The organism is Shewanella sp. Iso12 (genome assembly GCF_012030025.1).
In the GTDB taxonomy this organism is placed as follows: Bacteria; Pseudomonadota; Gammaproteobacteria; order Enterobacterales; family Shewanellaceae; genus Shewanella; species Shewanella algae.
The window spans coordinates 373,389-389,737 of sequence record NZ_JAAUHW010000004.1 but is presented as its reverse complement, the minus strand read 5'-3'; the positions used below and the strand labels follow the sequence as shown (position 1 = coordinate 389,737).

General features: G+C 51.5%; 17 protein-coding genes. 10 read left to right on the top strand and 7 right to left on the bottom strand.

Annotation, left to right across the window (positions count from 1 at the left end):
• Positions 1 to 5 precede the first annotated feature (5 nt).
• The 5 genes from HCX89_RS10605 to HCX89_RS10585 all read right to left on the bottom strand — a co-directional run bounded on the left by HCX89_RS10605 (position 6) and on the right by HCX89_RS10585 (position 3,724).
• Complete coding sequence (locus tag HCX89_RS10605; RefSeq protein WP_107110401.1) at positions 6 to 746, bottom strand: DUF1266 domain-containing protein; 741 nt, start codon at positions 744 to 746, stop codon at positions 6 to 8.
• 178 nt (positions 747 to 924) lie between these two features.
• Positions 925 to 2,562 carry a PepSY domain-containing protein gene (locus HCX89_RS10600; RefSeq protein WP_167716007.1) on the bottom strand — a complete coding sequence of 546 codons (1,638 nt, stop codon included), beginning with the start codon at positions 2,560 to 2,562 and terminating at the stop codon, positions 925 to 927.
• On the bottom strand, positions 2,563 to 2,850 hold the full coding sequence (locus tag HCX89_RS10595; protein WP_167716005.1) for a hypothetical protein: 288 nt from the start codon (positions 2,848 to 2,850) through the stop codon (positions 2,563 to 2,565). It abuts the gene before it with no gap.
• Positions 2,847 to 3,104: a hypothetical protein gene (locus HCX89_RS10590; protein ID WP_144133596.1), complete on the bottom strand. Its 258-nt coding sequence runs from the start codon at positions 3,102 to 3,104 to the stop codon at positions 2,847 to 2,849. Before HCX89_RS10590 ends, HCX89_RS10595 begins: the two co-directional genes overlap by 4 nt.
• 362 nt (positions 3,105 to 3,466) lie before the next feature.
• Complete coding sequence (locus HCX89_RS10585; RefSeq protein ID WP_217351529.1) at positions 3,467 to 3,724, bottom strand: alpha/beta hydrolase; 258 nt, start codon at positions 3,722 to 3,724, stop codon at positions 3,467 to 3,469.
• 126 nt (positions 3,725 to 3,850) lie between these two features.
• Between HCX89_RS10585 and HCX89_RS10580 the strand changes: the two genes are divergently transcribed.
• Positions 3,851 to 4,777 carry a LysR family transcriptional regulator gene (locus HCX89_RS10580; RefSeq protein ID WP_174840080.1) on the top strand — a complete coding sequence of 309 codons (927 nt, stop codon included), beginning with the start codon at positions 3,851 to 3,853 and terminating at the stop codon, positions 4,775 to 4,777.
• Positions 4,778 to 5,001: 224 nt separating this feature from the next.
• Here HCX89_RS10580 and HCX89_RS10575 read toward each other — a convergent pair whose 3' ends face one another.
• Entirely contained in the window at positions 5,002 to 6,279 is a 1,278-nt protein-coding gene (locus HCX89_RS10575) for a site-specific integrase (RefSeq protein ID WP_167716034.1), read from the bottom strand.
• A 505-nt stretch (positions 6,280 to 6,784) separates the two neighbouring features.
• Here HCX89_RS10575 and HCX89_RS10570 point away from each other — a divergent pair.
• Complete coding sequence (locus HCX89_RS10570) at positions 6,785 to 8,362, top strand: DUF3369 domain-containing protein (protein WP_028779892.1); 1,578 nt, start codon at positions 6,785 to 6,787, stop codon at positions 8,360 to 8,362.
• A 131-nt stretch (positions 8,363 to 8,493) separates the two neighbouring features.
• Here the strand turns inward: HCX89_RS10570 and HCX89_RS10565 are convergent, their stop codons facing one another.
• Complete coding sequence (locus HCX89_RS10565) at positions 8,494 to 8,781, bottom strand: hypothetical protein (protein ID WP_139190774.1); 288 nt, start codon at positions 8,779 to 8,781, stop codon at positions 8,494 to 8,496.
• A gap of 439 nt (positions 8,782 to 9,220) precedes the next feature.
• Here HCX89_RS10565 and ccoN point away from each other — a divergent pair, with 439 nt between their 5' ends.
• From ccoN to HCX89_RS10525, 8 genes are all read left to right on the top strand, one after another.
• Positions 9,221 to 10,657: a cytochrome-c oxidase, cbb3-type subunit I gene (ccoN, locus tag HCX89_RS10560; protein ID WP_028779894.1), complete on the top strand. Its 1,437-nt coding sequence runs from the start codon at positions 9,221 to 9,223 to the stop codon at positions 10,655 to 10,657.
• A gap of 12 nt (positions 10,658 to 10,669) precedes the next feature.
• Positions 10,670 to 11,275, top strand: a complete 606-nt coding sequence (ccoO, locus tag HCX89_RS10555) for a cytochrome-c oxidase, cbb3-type subunit II (RefSeq protein WP_025010382.1) — start codon at positions 10,670 to 10,672, stop codon at positions 11,273 to 11,275.
• 10 nt (positions 11,276 to 11,285) lie between these two features.
• Entirely contained in the window at positions 11,286 to 11,462 is a 177-nt protein-coding gene (locus tag HCX89_RS10550) for a CcoQ/FixQ family Cbb3-type cytochrome c oxidase assembly chaperone (protein ID WP_025010383.1), read from the top strand.
• A gap of 5 nt (positions 11,463 to 11,467) precedes the next feature.
• Entirely contained in the window at positions 11,468 to 12,448 is a 981-nt protein-coding gene (gene ccoP / locus HCX89_RS10545; RefSeq protein WP_025890018.1) for a cytochrome-c oxidase, cbb3-type subunit III, read from the top strand.
• A 104-nt stretch (positions 12,449 to 12,552) separates the two neighbouring features.
• Positions 12,553 to 13,032: a FixH family protein gene (locus tag HCX89_RS10540; protein WP_025010384.1), complete on the top strand. Its 480-nt coding sequence runs from the start codon at positions 12,553 to 12,555 to the stop codon at positions 13,030 to 13,032.
• 8 nt (positions 13,033 to 13,040) lie between these two features.
• On the top strand, positions 13,041 to 15,437 hold the full coding sequence (locus tag HCX89_RS10535) for a heavy metal translocating P-type ATPase metal-binding domain-containing protein (RefSeq protein WP_107111356.1): 2,397 nt from the start codon (positions 13,041 to 13,043) through the stop codon (positions 15,435 to 15,437).
• Positions 15,434 to 15,661: a cbb3-type cytochrome oxidase assembly protein CcoS gene (gene ccoS, locus HCX89_RS10530; protein WP_054745823.1), complete on the top strand. Its 228-nt coding sequence runs from the start codon at positions 15,434 to 15,436 to the stop codon at positions 15,659 to 15,661. Before HCX89_RS10535 ends, ccoS begins: the two co-directional genes overlap by 4 nt.
• Positions 15,651 to 16,343, top strand: coding sequence for a sulfite exporter TauE/SafE family protein (locus tag HCX89_RS10525; RefSeq protein ID WP_167716001.1), 693 nt, complete (start codon positions 15,651 to 15,653; stop codon positions 16,341 to 16,343). The genes ccoS and HCX89_RS10525 overlap by 11 nt, the downstream gene beginning before the upstream one ends.
• Positions 16,344 to 16,349: the final 6 nt, after the last annotated feature.

Here is a 16,349-nt window from a genome sequence, read left to right as displayed (position 1 = left end):
GGCGACTAATCCTGTGTTTGGTTGAGAAGATCGAGCAGGCTTTGCGGGGCGCTAAGTTGCGGCAATTCCATGTCCCAGTCGCATTGATGAATGGGGTTATCCTTGTCACTGATAGCACGGCGATAGTCTATCCGTTGTCGTCTGGCTATCCAGCCATTGAGTAATGCCTCTGCGGCCTCTTCTGTGTCCGGCTCATTGATTAAAAACATCCATATCGCACGCCCGGCAAACCAAGCTTGGGTATATTGCTCCCAAGAGCGGTAAAAATAGCGGCTCTTGGCTGCGATAAAGCTGTGGAGAAAATCGAACTCTTCCTGGCTGACCCAACCCAAGCGCAATCCTTCCCGGGTGAGATAAGAGGCGCGCCCGAAATCATAGGCACGGGTGCCGCCGAAGCCGAGGATGGAATAAGTCGCGGCGACATAGCGCATTTCGGCCTGCCTACGCGGGGATTGTTCGAAATCAATAAGATATCGCCAGTTCAAGCTGGTACCACAGGCATATTGACTATAATCACTGACCAGATAATGACCATGGGTGCCGTCGTTAACCAGACTGGCAATCTGCTGATGAAGGGATAATCTATCGGTAATACCCCAGTCTTCTTCCAGTGTATTGGGTTCTTCGAGCCCGGCATGCAGGGAAGTAGGGTTAAGATAACCTCTGGCCTGGGTTTGGAAACTGATCTGTGGCGAGGTGAGTGTAAGCCACCAGATCTGATGGAGAGACAACGTATTGGTGGACATTCCAGCTCCTTGGTTTTCTTCCATAAAAATCAGCGGCTACTATAAAAGCCGTTGGCAGATTAAGCAATAATGGCGCCGGGCAATGGCGATTCTGTTGTGCAACTTGTGAGCTCGATGGCATGACTTGCAAAGCAAAGCCCCGCGAACGGGGCTTTGTGGAATGATTCAAACTAACAGCTTAAGACTGAACGCTGGTTTGCAGCGCAGCAATAGGCTGTTTTTGCGGTATGGCCCAGATACTGTCAGCCGGCCCCTGGGTCGCTCGTTTAAAGGTTTTGAGCGCGCCAAAAGCAAAGATGGCGGCAAAAGCGAATGCGGTGAGATCCACCGCCCAGGTGCCTGGGGTCTCCGGTGCCCAAATTCCAAGACCGGGTGCCAGCAACGCCAGGATGGATGTCAGCGGCATTGCCAGACAGACTAGCGCCGATAGCGCTTGCAGTGTTACCGCGGCTCTGGCAGCACCACGCCAGAAAGCATAAGCCAGGGCAATAAGGAAACTGGCGTAGTAGCTCCACAGATAGAGATGATTGATATTTTCTACATGAGCATATCCCCATTTACCCAGCAACATGGCCAGCGCAACGCCTAACATTGAACCCAAGCAAATTCCTACAGTAGCGGCTCCAAGGATCCTGACTCTTCTCGGTTGCTCTGGAATGGGCTCCCCCTTGCGCTGTTTGCTGCGGCGCTTTTCCAGCCATAGCAGATTACCGCTGTAAAACAGCATGGCACCACTCATTCCGAGGAAAAAATAGAGCCAGCGACCGGGATAGCCGCCGTAGGAGCCAAAGTGAAGTCCAAAGAATACCGAAACCATCCTGCCCCAAACGCCTTCTTCCCCCGGAGTAAAGGTGCTGTTGCCCACCTCAAGGGTGTAGGGGTTCATATAAAGGAAGTCTCCTATCGGGCCGCGCATCAACGCTTCTTCGTTATACATGGCCATCCGGACCATGGGAGCCGGAGTATCCATGCCCATATAGGTCAAACTGAGTGCCTGATAACCGGGCGCGAAGCTTTCGGCCCGAGCAACCAGTTCAGTTACCGGGGGCAGGGTGCTCAGTGAGCGCACTTCGCCCTTGGGCGCTTCGCGGTTGAACATCGGCTTATCGCCATAAACAAACTGCCCCAAGGCGCCGTACAATTGATCGTGAAAGACAAACACCACCACGGTCAAACTGATAATGATATGAAATGGCAGGGCGGTGATGCCAAGCAGGTTGTGGCTGTCGAGCCAAAAACGATTGGGGCCTTTCTTGCGCCTTAAGGCAAACAGCGTTTTCACCAGTGTTGGCAGCAGGAAGATCACCCCGGAAACCAACGCCATAAAATAGAGAATGCCGGCAACCCCCATAAAATAAGCACCGAGCTGCTCGTGTCCCATATCACCGGGAATACCTCCGGTGCGGTGCAGCTCATCTATCAAGCGTGCCAGTTGGCTCTTGGGTTCCTTATGGGAGATGAGCTCACCTTGATTGTTTAAACTGGCATGCCAAAGCTCATCGCCCAGACCCCATTGCCGCTCACTGCCGGAGGCGTACCAACTCAAAGGCGAATGCTTGTCGCTGGCAAGATGAAGGCTGAAGCCCTTACTTAACTCAGGGTGTTGCGCTCTGGCTTCACTGAGTAGTTTGTCCATCTGTTCCAGTTTCACCTGTGGCAAAATGGTTTGCGGCGGTGATGACCAGGCGGCAATCTCTTCCTTGAACATGGTCAGGGCGCCGGCATAAAAACCGATAAACAGTAAAATCCCGGCGAGTATGCCCACCCAGGTATGAAGTGTTTGATAAATTCTGAGAATATCGCTGCGGATCTGCATTTACTTAACCCACCATAGCAGCAGCCATGCAAGCACGTTGGCCGCCATTAGCCAGAAAATGGCGCGGCGGGCACTGTAGAACAAATAGCTGAAACTGAAGAATGAAAGCCAGAGTGGCGCTATCAGCCACATATTGAATTGCACCTTATCTTTGGCATCTATGCCACCAGGCCCCACCCAGGCAAAGATGCCACTGAGTGCGATTGCCAGGGCAAAGCCCAGCAAGGCGCCGGCAAGGGTTTTCCCCAGCCAGTCAGGGCGGATTTTATCTTTCTTAATTGTTGTCATCTGTTGTCTCCCTTGAGCAGGGAAATAAAGGGCAGGGAGCCCAGCAGCATGGAAAGCAGCATGAGCCAAAAAAACAACGCGGCCGAGGCCGTCAACAGTAAACCCCAGCCGAGCAGAGTCAGCAGCAGTAATAAAGTGCCCAGCAGCTTGGCCTGCCAGGGCAAAGGGTTGGCAAGCAATGCCTGATGTTTACTGCCTAAATAGATAAGCAATGAACCCAGGGTCATCGTCAGGATCAACAGGAGGTACCACATGAGTTGCGATGTCCGAAGAATTGGTTTGATAAAGAATCGCAACATAGCACAAGTATTAGATCTATTAAATGATATTTATTCCCATTTACAATTAGTGCCAACTTAAATACAAGTTACTGATATCAATGATTAACTCTATTCAAACCTATGAGCAGTTTATGTGTTACTTCACATAAATCTGAGGAAATGAGACCGGGGATGTAATCCAGGTGTGATCCCGGAAAGGAAGTAAAACAGCATATATCTCTAGACGGAAGGGGCACAATAACCCCTTACTTTCGGTAAAATTGAGAGGATCGGCCGAGCCGCTCTTTCGTTAAAAGGCAGAGTCACTAGATAGTCAGTTACGCGGCTGAAGTCCTCTACAGCCATCGAAGGATCTTCGGTATAGCGGGGCTCACCGCCGCTCTGTCCCTGCGTACTGCGGTCGAAGGCAATGACAACAAATCCTTCTTTTGAGAGGGCTTCTCCATAAACGTTGCCGCAGTCTGCTCCTTGCAGCTCCCGATAGGATGGGCGCTGATAATGGCAGGGTACTGCTTATTGTCATCAAATCCAGGAGGGAAATAGATGTTGGCTGCGATGTCCCAGTACTGGGTCTTGATCATAACTGTGTTCATTGTCATCTTCCATTTTTCACGGTTGGAGTGCTCAGTTGGAGATAAAACTATAGAACCAAGATTGTCATTGAAAAAGACATAAATTAGGAACACAGTAGTAAGTACTGGTTTACAATAGGAGTGCCGATGGATCCTTCGTTGCTGCCGTCACTGGCATGGTTCACCCATATTGCCCATCATCTCAGTTTCACCAAGGCGGCCGCTGAAATGGGGGTTTCTCGGGCTGCATTATCGCAAAACCTCAAAACATTGGAACAAAAATTGAACGTCAAGCTGCTGTATCGCACTACGCGGGACATGTCGCTGACGGAAGATGGTAGGCGGCTTTTTGAAGTCTTGCAAGGTGCGCTGCAATCGATTGACGATGTGGTAAAAACGGTAGGAGAGACCCGCTCTGAACCCTCAGGACTTTTACGTGTAAACACATCCCGTTTTGCGGCCAAGACCCTAATCGAGCCTCACGTGGGCGAATTCCTGGAGCGTCATCCCAAGTTGCAGCTGGAGCTAATCATGGATGATGGCCTAGCCAACATCATCGCTGACGGCTGCGATGCAGGTATTCGGCTGGGCCAGAGCTTGGCCGAACACGTGACCGCGGTACCCATCACGCCACCAATGGAAATGGCAGTGGTGGCGACACCGGCTTATTTCGAGAAACATGGCATACCGGAAACGCCTGCCGAGTTGGCGAAGCACAACTGTCTGCGTTTCCGGCAAACCAGCAGTGGAACCATTTTCAGCTGGGAGTTTGCGCCACCAGAGATCGCGGGGCAAGAATTTGCGCTGGAACCTCAAGGGAGCTTTATCACCAACGATGATGACAGCATGGTGCGTGCGGCACTCCAGGGGGTCGGTATAATCCAGCATTTTGAAATTGTCGTGCGTCCGTATTTGCAAGAAGGCAAGTTGCAACGTGTTCTACAGGAATGGTGTCAGTCTTTTCCCGGCGTTTACTTATACGTTCCGTCTCGTGAGCATATGCCGGGCAAGGTGAGAGCACTAATGGATTTCTTTGTCGAGAAAAGGCTGCTGATGTCGAGCGTCAGAACATAACTTACGGCTAAAGTTTTTGCAGCCCGTAAATAAGTTAAAAGAAGCTTATAGAGGATATGTAGTGTGTGTAATAAGTTACCCGTACAATTAATTTAACATAATATACATTGTGCGCATTTATATGTGCGGCTATTTGAAATCTGGAGAGTTATTACCGGTAATCCCAGGTTTAAGGCAACTTCCTCCGTGATTCACCTTAAACCTCTACTAATAGTTTTCTTGGATTAGCTCTCAATTCCTTGCAGTCTATCCAATGTCTTGGCGGATGCACTCTGGTGCCTTTCTTCCTGGCTGGTGTGCAGATACTGCGATGTAGTGTCTATGCTTTCATGACCGGCGTCCGCCTGCACATGGGATAAAGGCCGACCATTGAGATTGATGTCATGAGTGATACCTGTATGGCGAATACTGTGCGCAGTAAGCTGTCGCATTTCATTGGCTTCCTGGATAAAGCCATCTTTCTCGGCATCATTGGCGGCGCAGTTTATCAGAAACTGAATTTCATCCCGCAGTTGACGTATGCCGAGGTTGGCATTGAGCACGCCACTTTCCCGACCTCGGCCGGCGGCGCGATGCCGTATAAACAGCGGCGTGGTTTCATTGGATTGCGGATAGTCACTCAATCCCAAATGGCGCCGGTAACTTTGCAGTGATTGCAGCAACACTTTGGATACCGCCACGTTTCTGGCCTTGCCGCCTTTACTCCTGGGAATATGAAAATACCAGATGCCGCTGTGATTATGGCGCTTGAATTGACTCATGGTTGGCGCATAACCGGCACGAGCGGCAATTTCCGAGATCCGCAGATAACAGCCGTACATCAGGTTAATCAAGAACAGACTGCGTTGATGTTGTGCCGGCTCGGCTTCAGCCAGGCGCTGTACGCAAGCCACAAGATAAGACCATTGCAGCTCACTGAACACCTTGAGTTGTTCTTCGGCAGGATCCAACCTGAACTTACTCTTATTGGCAAAGCGACTGTGATTGAGCCAGAGCTGCGCCGGGTTGCGCTCACAATACTCTTCGCTCATAAGATAAGTATAAAATGATGAAAGTATGGCTATTTTTGTCTTCAAGGCATTATCGCTCAGGCTGTATGGCAAGGGTTTGCCGAGCGCCTTGCGACCAATAAACGGCCGCCAGTTGGGATTGGGTTCCCGACTCTGATTGAACTTATCCGTCTTGAATTGCGGGACGTTGAAATAACCCACTAACTCTGTTGGTGGCGCCTGGCAATAAGCCACGTAACGTCCCATTTCCCGTCGGCCCACATTGGCAGCAGATATGCCTGCGACATCGAAACACCAGTGAAAAAAGGTCGTCAACTCGCTGCGGTACGCCTTGTAGTTGTTTTCACTGTCTCTTTGTTCGTAAAGCCAGTCTGTTGCATGCTCAAGCAAGAGGCCTGCATCGGCCACTTTACCCAGGCTTAATTGGGTAATATAGCTGTTGACCACAGGGTTACCCTGCAAAAGCAAGTCTGCGCTGTCAAACAGCGGCATGGCAGATAACGCTTGATTGTCTTCCAAGGTAAAACCTATTCTATAGCAATGATTACTATAGATTTTACTCTTTTTTGACTGATGCCGATAATGTTATTTATCGGCACTAATCCCAGTCTCACATTGGCTGCACTGACGATCGCAATGAACTCTTTGCTTACAGCACCAAAGGCACAATTGCCAAACCTGCTTTTTGGATTGGCTGTCGAGACAACGAAAATCCGCCGCACATAATTCGCCCTTATGGATCAACTCAGCCAGTTTGCCGACGGGTATCGCCATGCAGACTTCCTGATCGGTTTTATACGATATTGTTTTGCTTTTGGTTTCCATTCTGCCACCCACTTAATGAGAATAATTCTCAATATAGTGGATCCTGGCGCTGCTGAAAATCCCCCTATACCGGCCGTTGTCAAATTTGTGAGCTATTGCTAGCCCTTCTCGATGCTTGGACTACACTTTTGAAAGGTAAATCAAAACTATTCAATTGATTGGAGTCCAACAGATGCTGATCGACATGGCCAAGAAAGGCCCGCTATTTGGCTCAAAGAAAGCTTCAACAACGACAGATACCCTGCCCCCCTGGAAAGTTCTGGTGGTGGATGATGAGCCTGATGTGCATACAGTCACTAAACTTGCCCTCTCCCGCTTCAAACTCGACGGCCGCGGATTGAGCTTTATCAACGCTTATAGCGGCGAACAAGCCAAAGAGCTACTGCAAGGTGAAGAAGATGTCGCCGTCGCCTTTATTGATGTGGTGATGGAAAGCGATCATGCCGGGCTTGAGTTGGTGCGGTGGATCCGTGAAAACCAACAAAATAAAGCCATCAGGCTGATTCTGCGTACCGGCCAACCCGGGCAGGCGCCGGAAGAGGATGTGATCGTTAACTATGACATCAATGACTATAAAGCCAAGGCCGAGCTGGACTCCCGTAAGCTGACAACCAGTGTCTACTCTGCCCTGCGCTCCTTCAGGGACATTACCGAAATTGAGCAGGCGCGGCAGATGCAGCTCAATCATCGCCAGGGGCTGGAACGGGTTTTGGAGGCCACTTCCGGCCTGTTTGAATTGCGTACCCTGCACAAATTTGCTGATGGTTTGCTGACTCAGGTGGCCAACTTGCTTGAGCTCAAAGACGCCACCACCATACTCGGCTGCAATGCCATGGATGCGGTAACAGAGCCGGGTAACGGCAACAAAATTCAGATATTGGCCGCCACAGGTGAGTTTACCAACCACCATGAGAAACCCTTGCCTTCTCATATTCAGTCGCTGATGGAAGAAGCCTTGAAAGAGCAGCGTTGTCTTTATCGGGATGATTGCTTTGTGGGCTACTTTCCGGCCAAAAATAACTGGGTCAACCTGCTTTATATGGATTCGGTGAGCCAGTTGACCGATCTGGATAAACAGCTTATCGACATTTTTGCCATCAATGTCGGGGTGGCGTTCGAAAACCTGCTGCTGAATCAGGAAGTGGAAGATACTCAGTCGGAGCTTATTTTACGTCTCGGTGATGTGGTGGAGAGCCGCTCCAAGGAAGCGGCCAATCATGTTAAGCGTATGGCCGAGTATTGCCATGAACTGGCGCTGCTTGCCGGCCTGCCGGAAACACAGGCCGATCTGCTCAAGCGCGCTGCGCCCATGCACGACATAGGGAAAATAGCCATTCCCGACAATGTGCTGCTCAAACCGGGGAAACTGGACGATATTGAGTGGGATGTGATGCGGCAACACCCGATAATCGGCCATCAAATCCTGGCTAATTCAGAGCGGCCCATTTTAAAGGCCGCCGGCACAATTGCCCTGCAACACCATGAGAAGTACGATGGCAGTGGCTATCCCAGGGGCCTCTCGGGTAAAGAGATACATCCCTTCGCCAGAATCGTTGCCATTGCCGATGTGTTCGATGCCCTGTCACACGCCCGCTGCTATAAGCCGGCCTGGCCGCTCGATGAGGTACTGAGCGAGATGCAGTCCTGCAGCGGCAGCCATTTTGACCCGGACTTTCTAAGGCTGTTTATTGATAACATAGATATCTTTATCAAAATAAAAAACAATTGGCGCGATGACGCCGAGCCTTAAGCTGTTTGCACACCGGGGAATGGTTCTGCATCGCGAAAATTGAGATGCGAGCCATTTGAGCCGGCCCGCGATATACGAGATTTTTAGTCTTGCAGTGGTTTTCAGGCAAAATGTCCGATTCCAACTTATGGCTATTTCTGCTTATGGCTGTCGGCGAGAAAGTCGAACCAAGTTGAGTACTGCTCTGTGCCCTGCTGCCAACTGACAAACACCCGCCATACCATATAACCACTGCTGCAGGAGCCAAAAATCAGTTGGCCCTCGAATGTTTCCCCTTCGGTGGCAGACGGCGTCATAGGAATGACCCCCATAAACATATCCCGGCCCTCGACACGAAGTTTGAGATTGGATACCGGGCGATTAAAGCCAAGCTGCCAGTGAATAGGCTTTTCGCTGGGGGCAAAGCTTGGGTTTAGCATCAGGGAGATCTGCTGCTCACCCAATTTTTTAACACAATCGGTAACGGAAAAATCACATAAATCGAGATCTGCGCCAGTTTGGGTCGTCCGGGGAGTTTGAGCTTGGTCACAACCCAGGAGCAAAAGTAGGCTGAAAACGGCGCCAAATAGCTTGGGGAGAGTCGCACTATGCATAAAATTTCACCTTATGCTGCAAGGTGTTAACATTCTATGGTCAAGTTTGATCTGGATCAACAATGTGTCCGGCAGATTGGTATCTTTTTTGACGTAGCTCAAGTATCATTGCATCGCCTGACGTTTTGTCACAAATATGCAGGCTAAGCCATTGACACAAGAGTGTGACTCTCATAGGGGACGCCTTCACTCGAGTCATTTTATAACAGGTAAAGGCCAGTCCTTTACTGAACAACAAGTAAAAGTAATAAGCAGTGGAAGCAATATGATGAACCATTCCCAGCCAACAGGCGCTGATTACAATTACACCGTTGTCCGCCAATTTGCCTTAACCACAGTTTTGTGGGGCATTATTGGTATGTCATTAGGTGTACTTATCGCGGCTCAGTTAATCTGGCCACAGCTGAACTTTGAGACTCCTTGGTTAACTTTCAGTCGTTTAAGACCGTTACATACCAATGCTGTGATCTTTGCGTTCGGCACATCAGCCCTTTTTGCCACATCCTATTATGTCGTTCAACGCACCTGTCAGACCCGTCTGTTTGCACCTAAACTGGCTGCATTCACCTTCTGGGGATGGCAAGCCATCATTCTCTCGGCCGTAATCACTTTGCCGCTGGGTATCACCAGCAGTAAAGAATACGCCGAACTGGAATGGCCTATTGATATCGCCATCGCCGTAGTCTGGATCGCTTATGCGACCGTGTTCTTCGGTACCATTATCAAACGAACCACTTCCCACATCTATGTGGCCAACTGGTTCTTTGGCGCCTTCATTATCACAGTCGCTGTACTGCACATAGTGAACTCCATGGCTGTTCCTGTCAGCCTGTGGAAGTCTTATTCACTGTATAGCGGTGCTGTCGATGCCATGGTGCAATGGTGGTACGGTCATAACGCGGTAGGCTTCCTGCTGACTGCCGGTTTCCTCGGAATGATGTATTACTTCGTTCCCAAGCAAGCCGGGCGTCCCGTTTACTCTTATCGTTTGTCGATTGTCCACTTCTGGGCACTGATTGCCCTGTATATCTGGGCTGGTCCTCACCATCTGCATTACACTGCCCTGCCCGACTGGACTCAGTCTCTGGGTATGGTGATGTCACTGATCCTGTTCGCTCCTTCATGGGGCGGTATGATCAACGGTATCATGACCCTGTCCGGTGCCTGGCATAAACTGCGTACCGATCCGGTTCTGCGCTTCTTGGTGGTGTCTCTGTCCTTCTACGGTATGTCTACCTTCGAAGGTCCTATGATGGCCATCAAGACAGTAAATGCTCTGTCTCACTACACCGACTGGACCATTGGTCACGTTCACTCTGGTGCACTTGGCTGGGTTGCCATGGTGTCTATCGGTTCTCTGTACCACCTGATCCCTGTGCTGTTTGGTCATGGCCGCATGTACTCCACCAAGCTGGTGAACCTGCACTTCTGGCTGGCGACTATCGGTACCGTACTTTATATCGTTGCCATGTGGATCTCCGGTGTAATGCAAGGTCTGATGTGGCGCGCAGTGAACGCAGACGGCACCCTGACTTACAGCTTTGTTGAAAGTCTGGAAGCCTCTTATCCGTTCTACTTCGTCCGCTTCCTGGGTGGTTGTTTCTTCGTAACGGGTATGCTGATCATGGCTTACAACGTGCTGCGCACTGTTTATGCCCCTAAAGACTCTCTGCCTGCCATCGCAGAAGCCAAAGCCGCATAAGGAGCAGTAACGATGAAATTCAATCATGAAATAGTTGAGAAGAACGTCGGCCTGCTGGGTATCTTCACTGTGATTGCCATCAGTATTGGTGGCCTGGTGCAGATCACGCCGCTTATCTTCCAAAAAGATACCACTGAGCCGGTTGCCGGTCTCAAGCCTTACACAGCCCTGCAGCTGGAAGGCCGTGATATCTATATCCGTGAAGGATGTAACAACTGTCACAGCCAGATGATCCGTCCGCTGCGTGCCGAAACCGAACGTTACGGTCACTACTCGGTTGCCGGTGAGTCTGTTTGGGATCACCCCTTCCTGTGGGGTTCTAAGCGTACTGGTCCCGACTTGGCCCGTGTGGGTGGTCGTTACAGTGACAAATGGCATGAAGTTCACCTGATCGATCCCCGTGCCGTTGTTCCTCAGTCCAACATGCCTGCCTTCCCTTGGCTTGCTGAAAACACCCTTACAGGTGAATACACAGCCAAGAAAATGGAAGTGATGCGTGGTTTTGGTGTGCCATACGAAGATAAAGATATCGAAGGCGCCCAAAAAGCCGTTGAAGGCAAGACTGAACTGCAGGCGCTGATAGCCTATCTGCAGTCGCTGGGACACGCACTGAAATAAGGAGGCAAATATGGACTACGGCACAATGCAAGGGATTATTACGCTGGTTTTGATCCTGGTTTTTGTCGGGATATTTGCTTGGGCATATAGCTCGCGTCGTCAAAAGCAATTCGACGAAGCAGCTAATCTGGTGTTTTCCGATGAGGAACAACACCAGAATGCGAAGGACTCAGGAGAACACAAATAATGTTAATGAGTAACTTCTGGAGTATCTGGATCACCGTACTCAGCTTACTGGTGATCGCAGGATGTTTTATTCTGCTACGGCTCTGCTCCAAAAACACCACGCCGGAGATTAAAGAAGGCGACCTGATGGACCACAGCTATGATGGTATTCAAGAGATCAACAACCCACTGCCTAAGTGGTGGAGCTATCTCTTTTATATCACCATCGTCTTTGGTCTGCTCTACCTGGTACTTTACCCTGGCTTGGGTAACTACAAAGGCCTGCTTGGCTGGAGCAGTTCCAACCAGAGCATAGGTACTGAAAAAGGCATCAAGGCCGACTCCGCCAAGGCGATTGCTGACGCAACAGAAGAAGGCCGTTGGGTTCAGTACGATCAGGAAGTGAAGCTGGCCGATGAAAAGTACGGCCCTATCTTCGAAGCTTACAAAGCAACGCCACTGGCTGAGCTGGTCAAGAATGAAGAGGCCTTGAAAGTCGGTGGCCGTCTGTTCCTGCAGAACTGTGCCCAGTGTCACGGCTCGGCAGGTCGCGGTGGCAAAGGCTTCCCCAACCTGACCGACGGTGACTGGTTGTACGGCGGCGAGCTGGAAACTATCAAGACCACCATAATGAACGGTCGTCACGGTATGATGCCGCCTAAAGGTGGTCTGCCTATCGATGACAGCGAAATTGCTGGTCTGGCTGAATACGTAGTGAGCCTGTCCGGTCGTGAACATGATGCCGCGTTGGCCGCCAAGGGCCAAGGTTCATTTATGAAGGGCTGTTTTGCCTGTCACGGTATGGATGCCAAAGGTAACAAGCTGATGGGCGCCCCTAACCTGACCGACAATGTCTGGCTTTACGGCGGCAGCCGTGGCGTGATTATGGAATCCATCAAGAACGGCCGCAGCGGTGTTATGCCGGCGTGGAAAGACGTTCTCGGCGAAGAGAAAGTTCACGTTATTGCAGCTTACGTATATAGCTTGTCACATCAGGCTGAGAAGTAAGTTCGTTTGACTTTTCAAAGGCCTCGATAATTTCGGGGCCTTTGTTTTTAAAAAACCGCTTTCGCGATAGAATAGCCGCCCAAATAGAATAGTAGGTAAACAGTATGAGCGCTCCACAAGCCTGGTATAAGCAGTTCTGGCCTTGGTTTCTTATCGTTTTGCCCATGTGCGCCGTTATAGCCAGTTTTGCCACTCTGCGTATTGCCCTCACCAACTCCGACTCCCTGGTTGCCGATGACTACTACAAAAACGGCAAGGCAATTAACCAGGACATCCATAAAATTCAATATGCCCGTCAATTGGGAATGCAGTTTTCCCTTGAATGGCACAATGGCGAACTCCTGATAACCCAGCACGGCGGCCCAGAGTATCTGGCGGCACTGAACCTGGAGTTTTACCACCCTACTCTGGCAGAAAAGGATTTTACCCAAATGCTGACTGCCGATGCCTCCAAGGTATATCGCTATATTCCCAATGAGTCGCTAGATGGCGCCTGGGTTGTACGAGTCGAAGGATTTGACCGTAAATGGCGTTTGCAGCAAAGACTGCAGATAGAAGCGGATAAAACCTACTGGCTCAATTGAGTGCTGTCATGACACATACAGTCTGTTTTCATTGTGGGGAGCCCGTCACCACGGGCATGCAGTTCAGTACAGTGATTGATGGTCAGGCTCAGCCTATGTGTTGCCTTGGATGTCAGGCGGTGGCTCAGGCCATCATGGATGCCGGGCTGACCAATTACTATAAATTTCGCTCCGAACCCGGCAGCAGGCAAAACGCCCTGGTCCCGGATGAGCTCAAGACCTTCAGTGCCTACGACCTTCCCGAAGTGCAACAGGACTTTGTGCACGATCAGGGCAATCAAACCTCGGTCTCGCTATCGATTGACGGCATTACCTGTGCCGCCTGCGCCTGGCTCATCGAGCACAAAGTCAAGCAGTTGCCCGGCATAGTCTCGGTGCAGGTCAACTCAACCACTCAACGAGCCCTCATCAGTTGGCGCCCGGCCGACATCAAACTGTCTGAAATACTCAATCAAATCGGCCGCATCGGCTATCAGGCGGCACCTTACCAGCTGGATGATCAGGAAGTTCAGAGTAAAAAGAACAGCCGTAAGTTTCTGCTGAGGCTTGGCTTGGCGGGCTTTGCCACCATGCAGGTGATGATGTTCGCCCTGGCGCTGTACGCCGGTTACTTTACCGGGCTTGAGGTGGAATATCGCGACTATTTCCGCTGGGTGAGCATGATGTTTGCCGCACCTGTGGTGTTCTACTCGGCGCAGCCTTTCTATTTCAGTGCCCTGCGGGCCCTGCTCGCCGGCAGGCTCAATATGGACGTGTCTGTCTCCATTGCCATCTGCGGCGCCTATATCGCCAGTTGTATCGCGACAGTACAAGGCACAGGCGAAGTCTATTTCGAGTCTGTGTCCATGTTCACCTTCTTCCTGCTGCTTGGGCGCTATTTTGAGCAGGCTGCGCGGCAAAAAGCCTCAGTCAGTTCGAGTAACCTGCATAAGTTGGTGCCCTTGACCGCCCAGCGTATCGGAGATGATGGCAGCAGCGAAGAGATCCCCGCCAAGCGCTTGCAAATAGGCGATCTGGTGCTTGTGCGCCCAGGGGAAGTGATCCCCGCCGACGGCTTGGTAGAGCAAGGCCATTCCGCCGTCAACGAGGCCATGCTCACCGGTGAGCAGATGCCACAGAGCAAACTACCGGGAGCTCAGGTTTATGCCGGTACCATCAACCAGGATCAACCGCTTAAAGTACGGGTGAACGCCATAGGCCAGGACCAACTGGTGGCAGAGATCATCCGTTTGCAAGAACTGGCCTCCAATAATAAGCCAGCCGTCGCCATGACGGCCGACAAGCTGTCGCGCTATTTCTCCGGCACCATACTCAGCATCGCAGCCATCACTTATCTGGTATGGCACCAGTTCTCGCCCGAAGACGCCTTCTGGGTCACTCTATCTGTGTTGGTGGCTACCTGCCCCTGTGCGCTGGCCTTGGCAACCCCGACGGCTGTGACCTGCGCCACTGCGCTGTTCACCCGCCTGGGGGTGATTACCCGTAAAGCGGGAGTGTTTGAAAAGTTGCCGCAAATTGATGCCGTGGTCTTTGATAAGACAGGTACCCTTACCTGCGGCAATCTGACCTTGCTGGAAACCCGCATCACCATAGGCCGTGAGCCTGAGTATAGCGAGTTGCAGGTGCAACAAGTGGCGGCAGCGCTTGAAGCCGGTTCACTGCACCCGATAGCCCTGGCCTTTAGCCCTTATGCCGGCGCTCTTGAAGCCAACGAGGTGCATCATCAGGTGGCTCGCGGCATCAGCGGCAAGATCAACGGTCGCGATTTTAAGATAGGCAACGCCGAGTTTGTTGGAATCGAGCTCGCCCCCAGTGAACAGCAACAAGTGTTCCTTGCCGATGAGCAAGGCTTGGTGGCCAGTTTTATTTTGCAGGACAGGCTGAGGGAAGACGCCAAGGATACGGTCGAGGCACTCAAGGCAAACAATATCCGTCTGGCGATTGCCAGCGGTGATACCCGGCCCCATGTGGAATCCCTGGCCCGGCAAGTGGGCATAGCGGAAGTGCACGCAGACATGAGCCCGGCAGATAAACTCGATTATGTACGCCGTTTGCAACAGCAACATAAGGTGGCCATGTTCGGCGACGGCATCAATGATGCCCCTGTGCTTGCCGGCGCCGATCTCTCTATCGCCATGGGCAGTGGCACTGCGCTGGCGAAAAACAGCGCCGATCTGATTTTGCTTGGCGATCATCTATGGCGTTTTACTCAAGCCATAGCGGTTGCCCGTAAAGCCAATCGTATCATTCGCCAAAATCTTGCCTGGGCTTTGGGATATAACCTTCTTATACTGCCTCTGGCCGTTACAGGCCATGTCGCACCATATATCGCCGCCATCGGCATGTCGGCCAGTTCGCTGATCGTTGTCAGCAACAGCCTCAGACTTCTCAGGGTTCGCTTATGAGTATTATCTACGTACTAATCCCCATCGCCATGCTGTTTGTGCTGATTGCTGTTGGTGTCTTCTTCTGGGCGGTAAAATCGGATCAATTTGACGATCTCGAGCGCCACAGTGTGTCGATTCTGTTTGATGAGGAACCTGTGGACAACAAGGCGCAACAGGAGCAATCTCAAACGGCTGAAGCTCAAGTCACTCAAGCGCCTCAGGATAGAGGCAATGGAATATAACCTCACTGGTGCCTTTTTAGTGGGCCTAATGGGAGCCGGACACTGCTTTGGTATGTGCGGTGGTTTGGTGGGCGCCTTTTCCAGCCAGCTTCCCGCTGCCCGTCGAGGCCAGAATCCGCTGGCGCAACAACTCTCGTTTCTGCTTCCCTATAATCTTGGCCGTATTCTCAGTTATAGCCTGGCCGGCGCTTTGGTGGGTGGTTCTGCCGCTGGGCTTGGCATGCTGTTTGATATCGATATTTACCTCTTGGTGCTCAGGCTCATTGCCGGTGTGATGATGATCGCCATGGGGCTCTATATTGCCCGCATCTGGGTAGGGCTGGTGCAGATTGAGCGCCTGGGTCAGGGATTGTGGCATTTACTTAAACCATTGTCCCAAAAAGTGTTACCCGTGACTCACCCCGGGCAGGCTTTATTGGCTGGTATGGTCTGGGGCTGGTTGCCTTGTGGGCTGGTATACAGCACTCTTACCTGGGCCGTGGCCAGCGGCAGCGCCAGCGAGGGCGCGCTTATTATGCTTTGTTTCGGTTTGGGAACATTACCTGCCCTGCTCAGCGCCGGGGTTGCCGCCAAGGCGCTGGCCGACTGGGCTCAAAAGCGCGCCGTGCGTTTAATTGCCGGTTTACTCTTGGTTGGATTCGGGATCCAAACACTCTATATCGCCTTGGCTCAGCTCGACTAGCCGGGG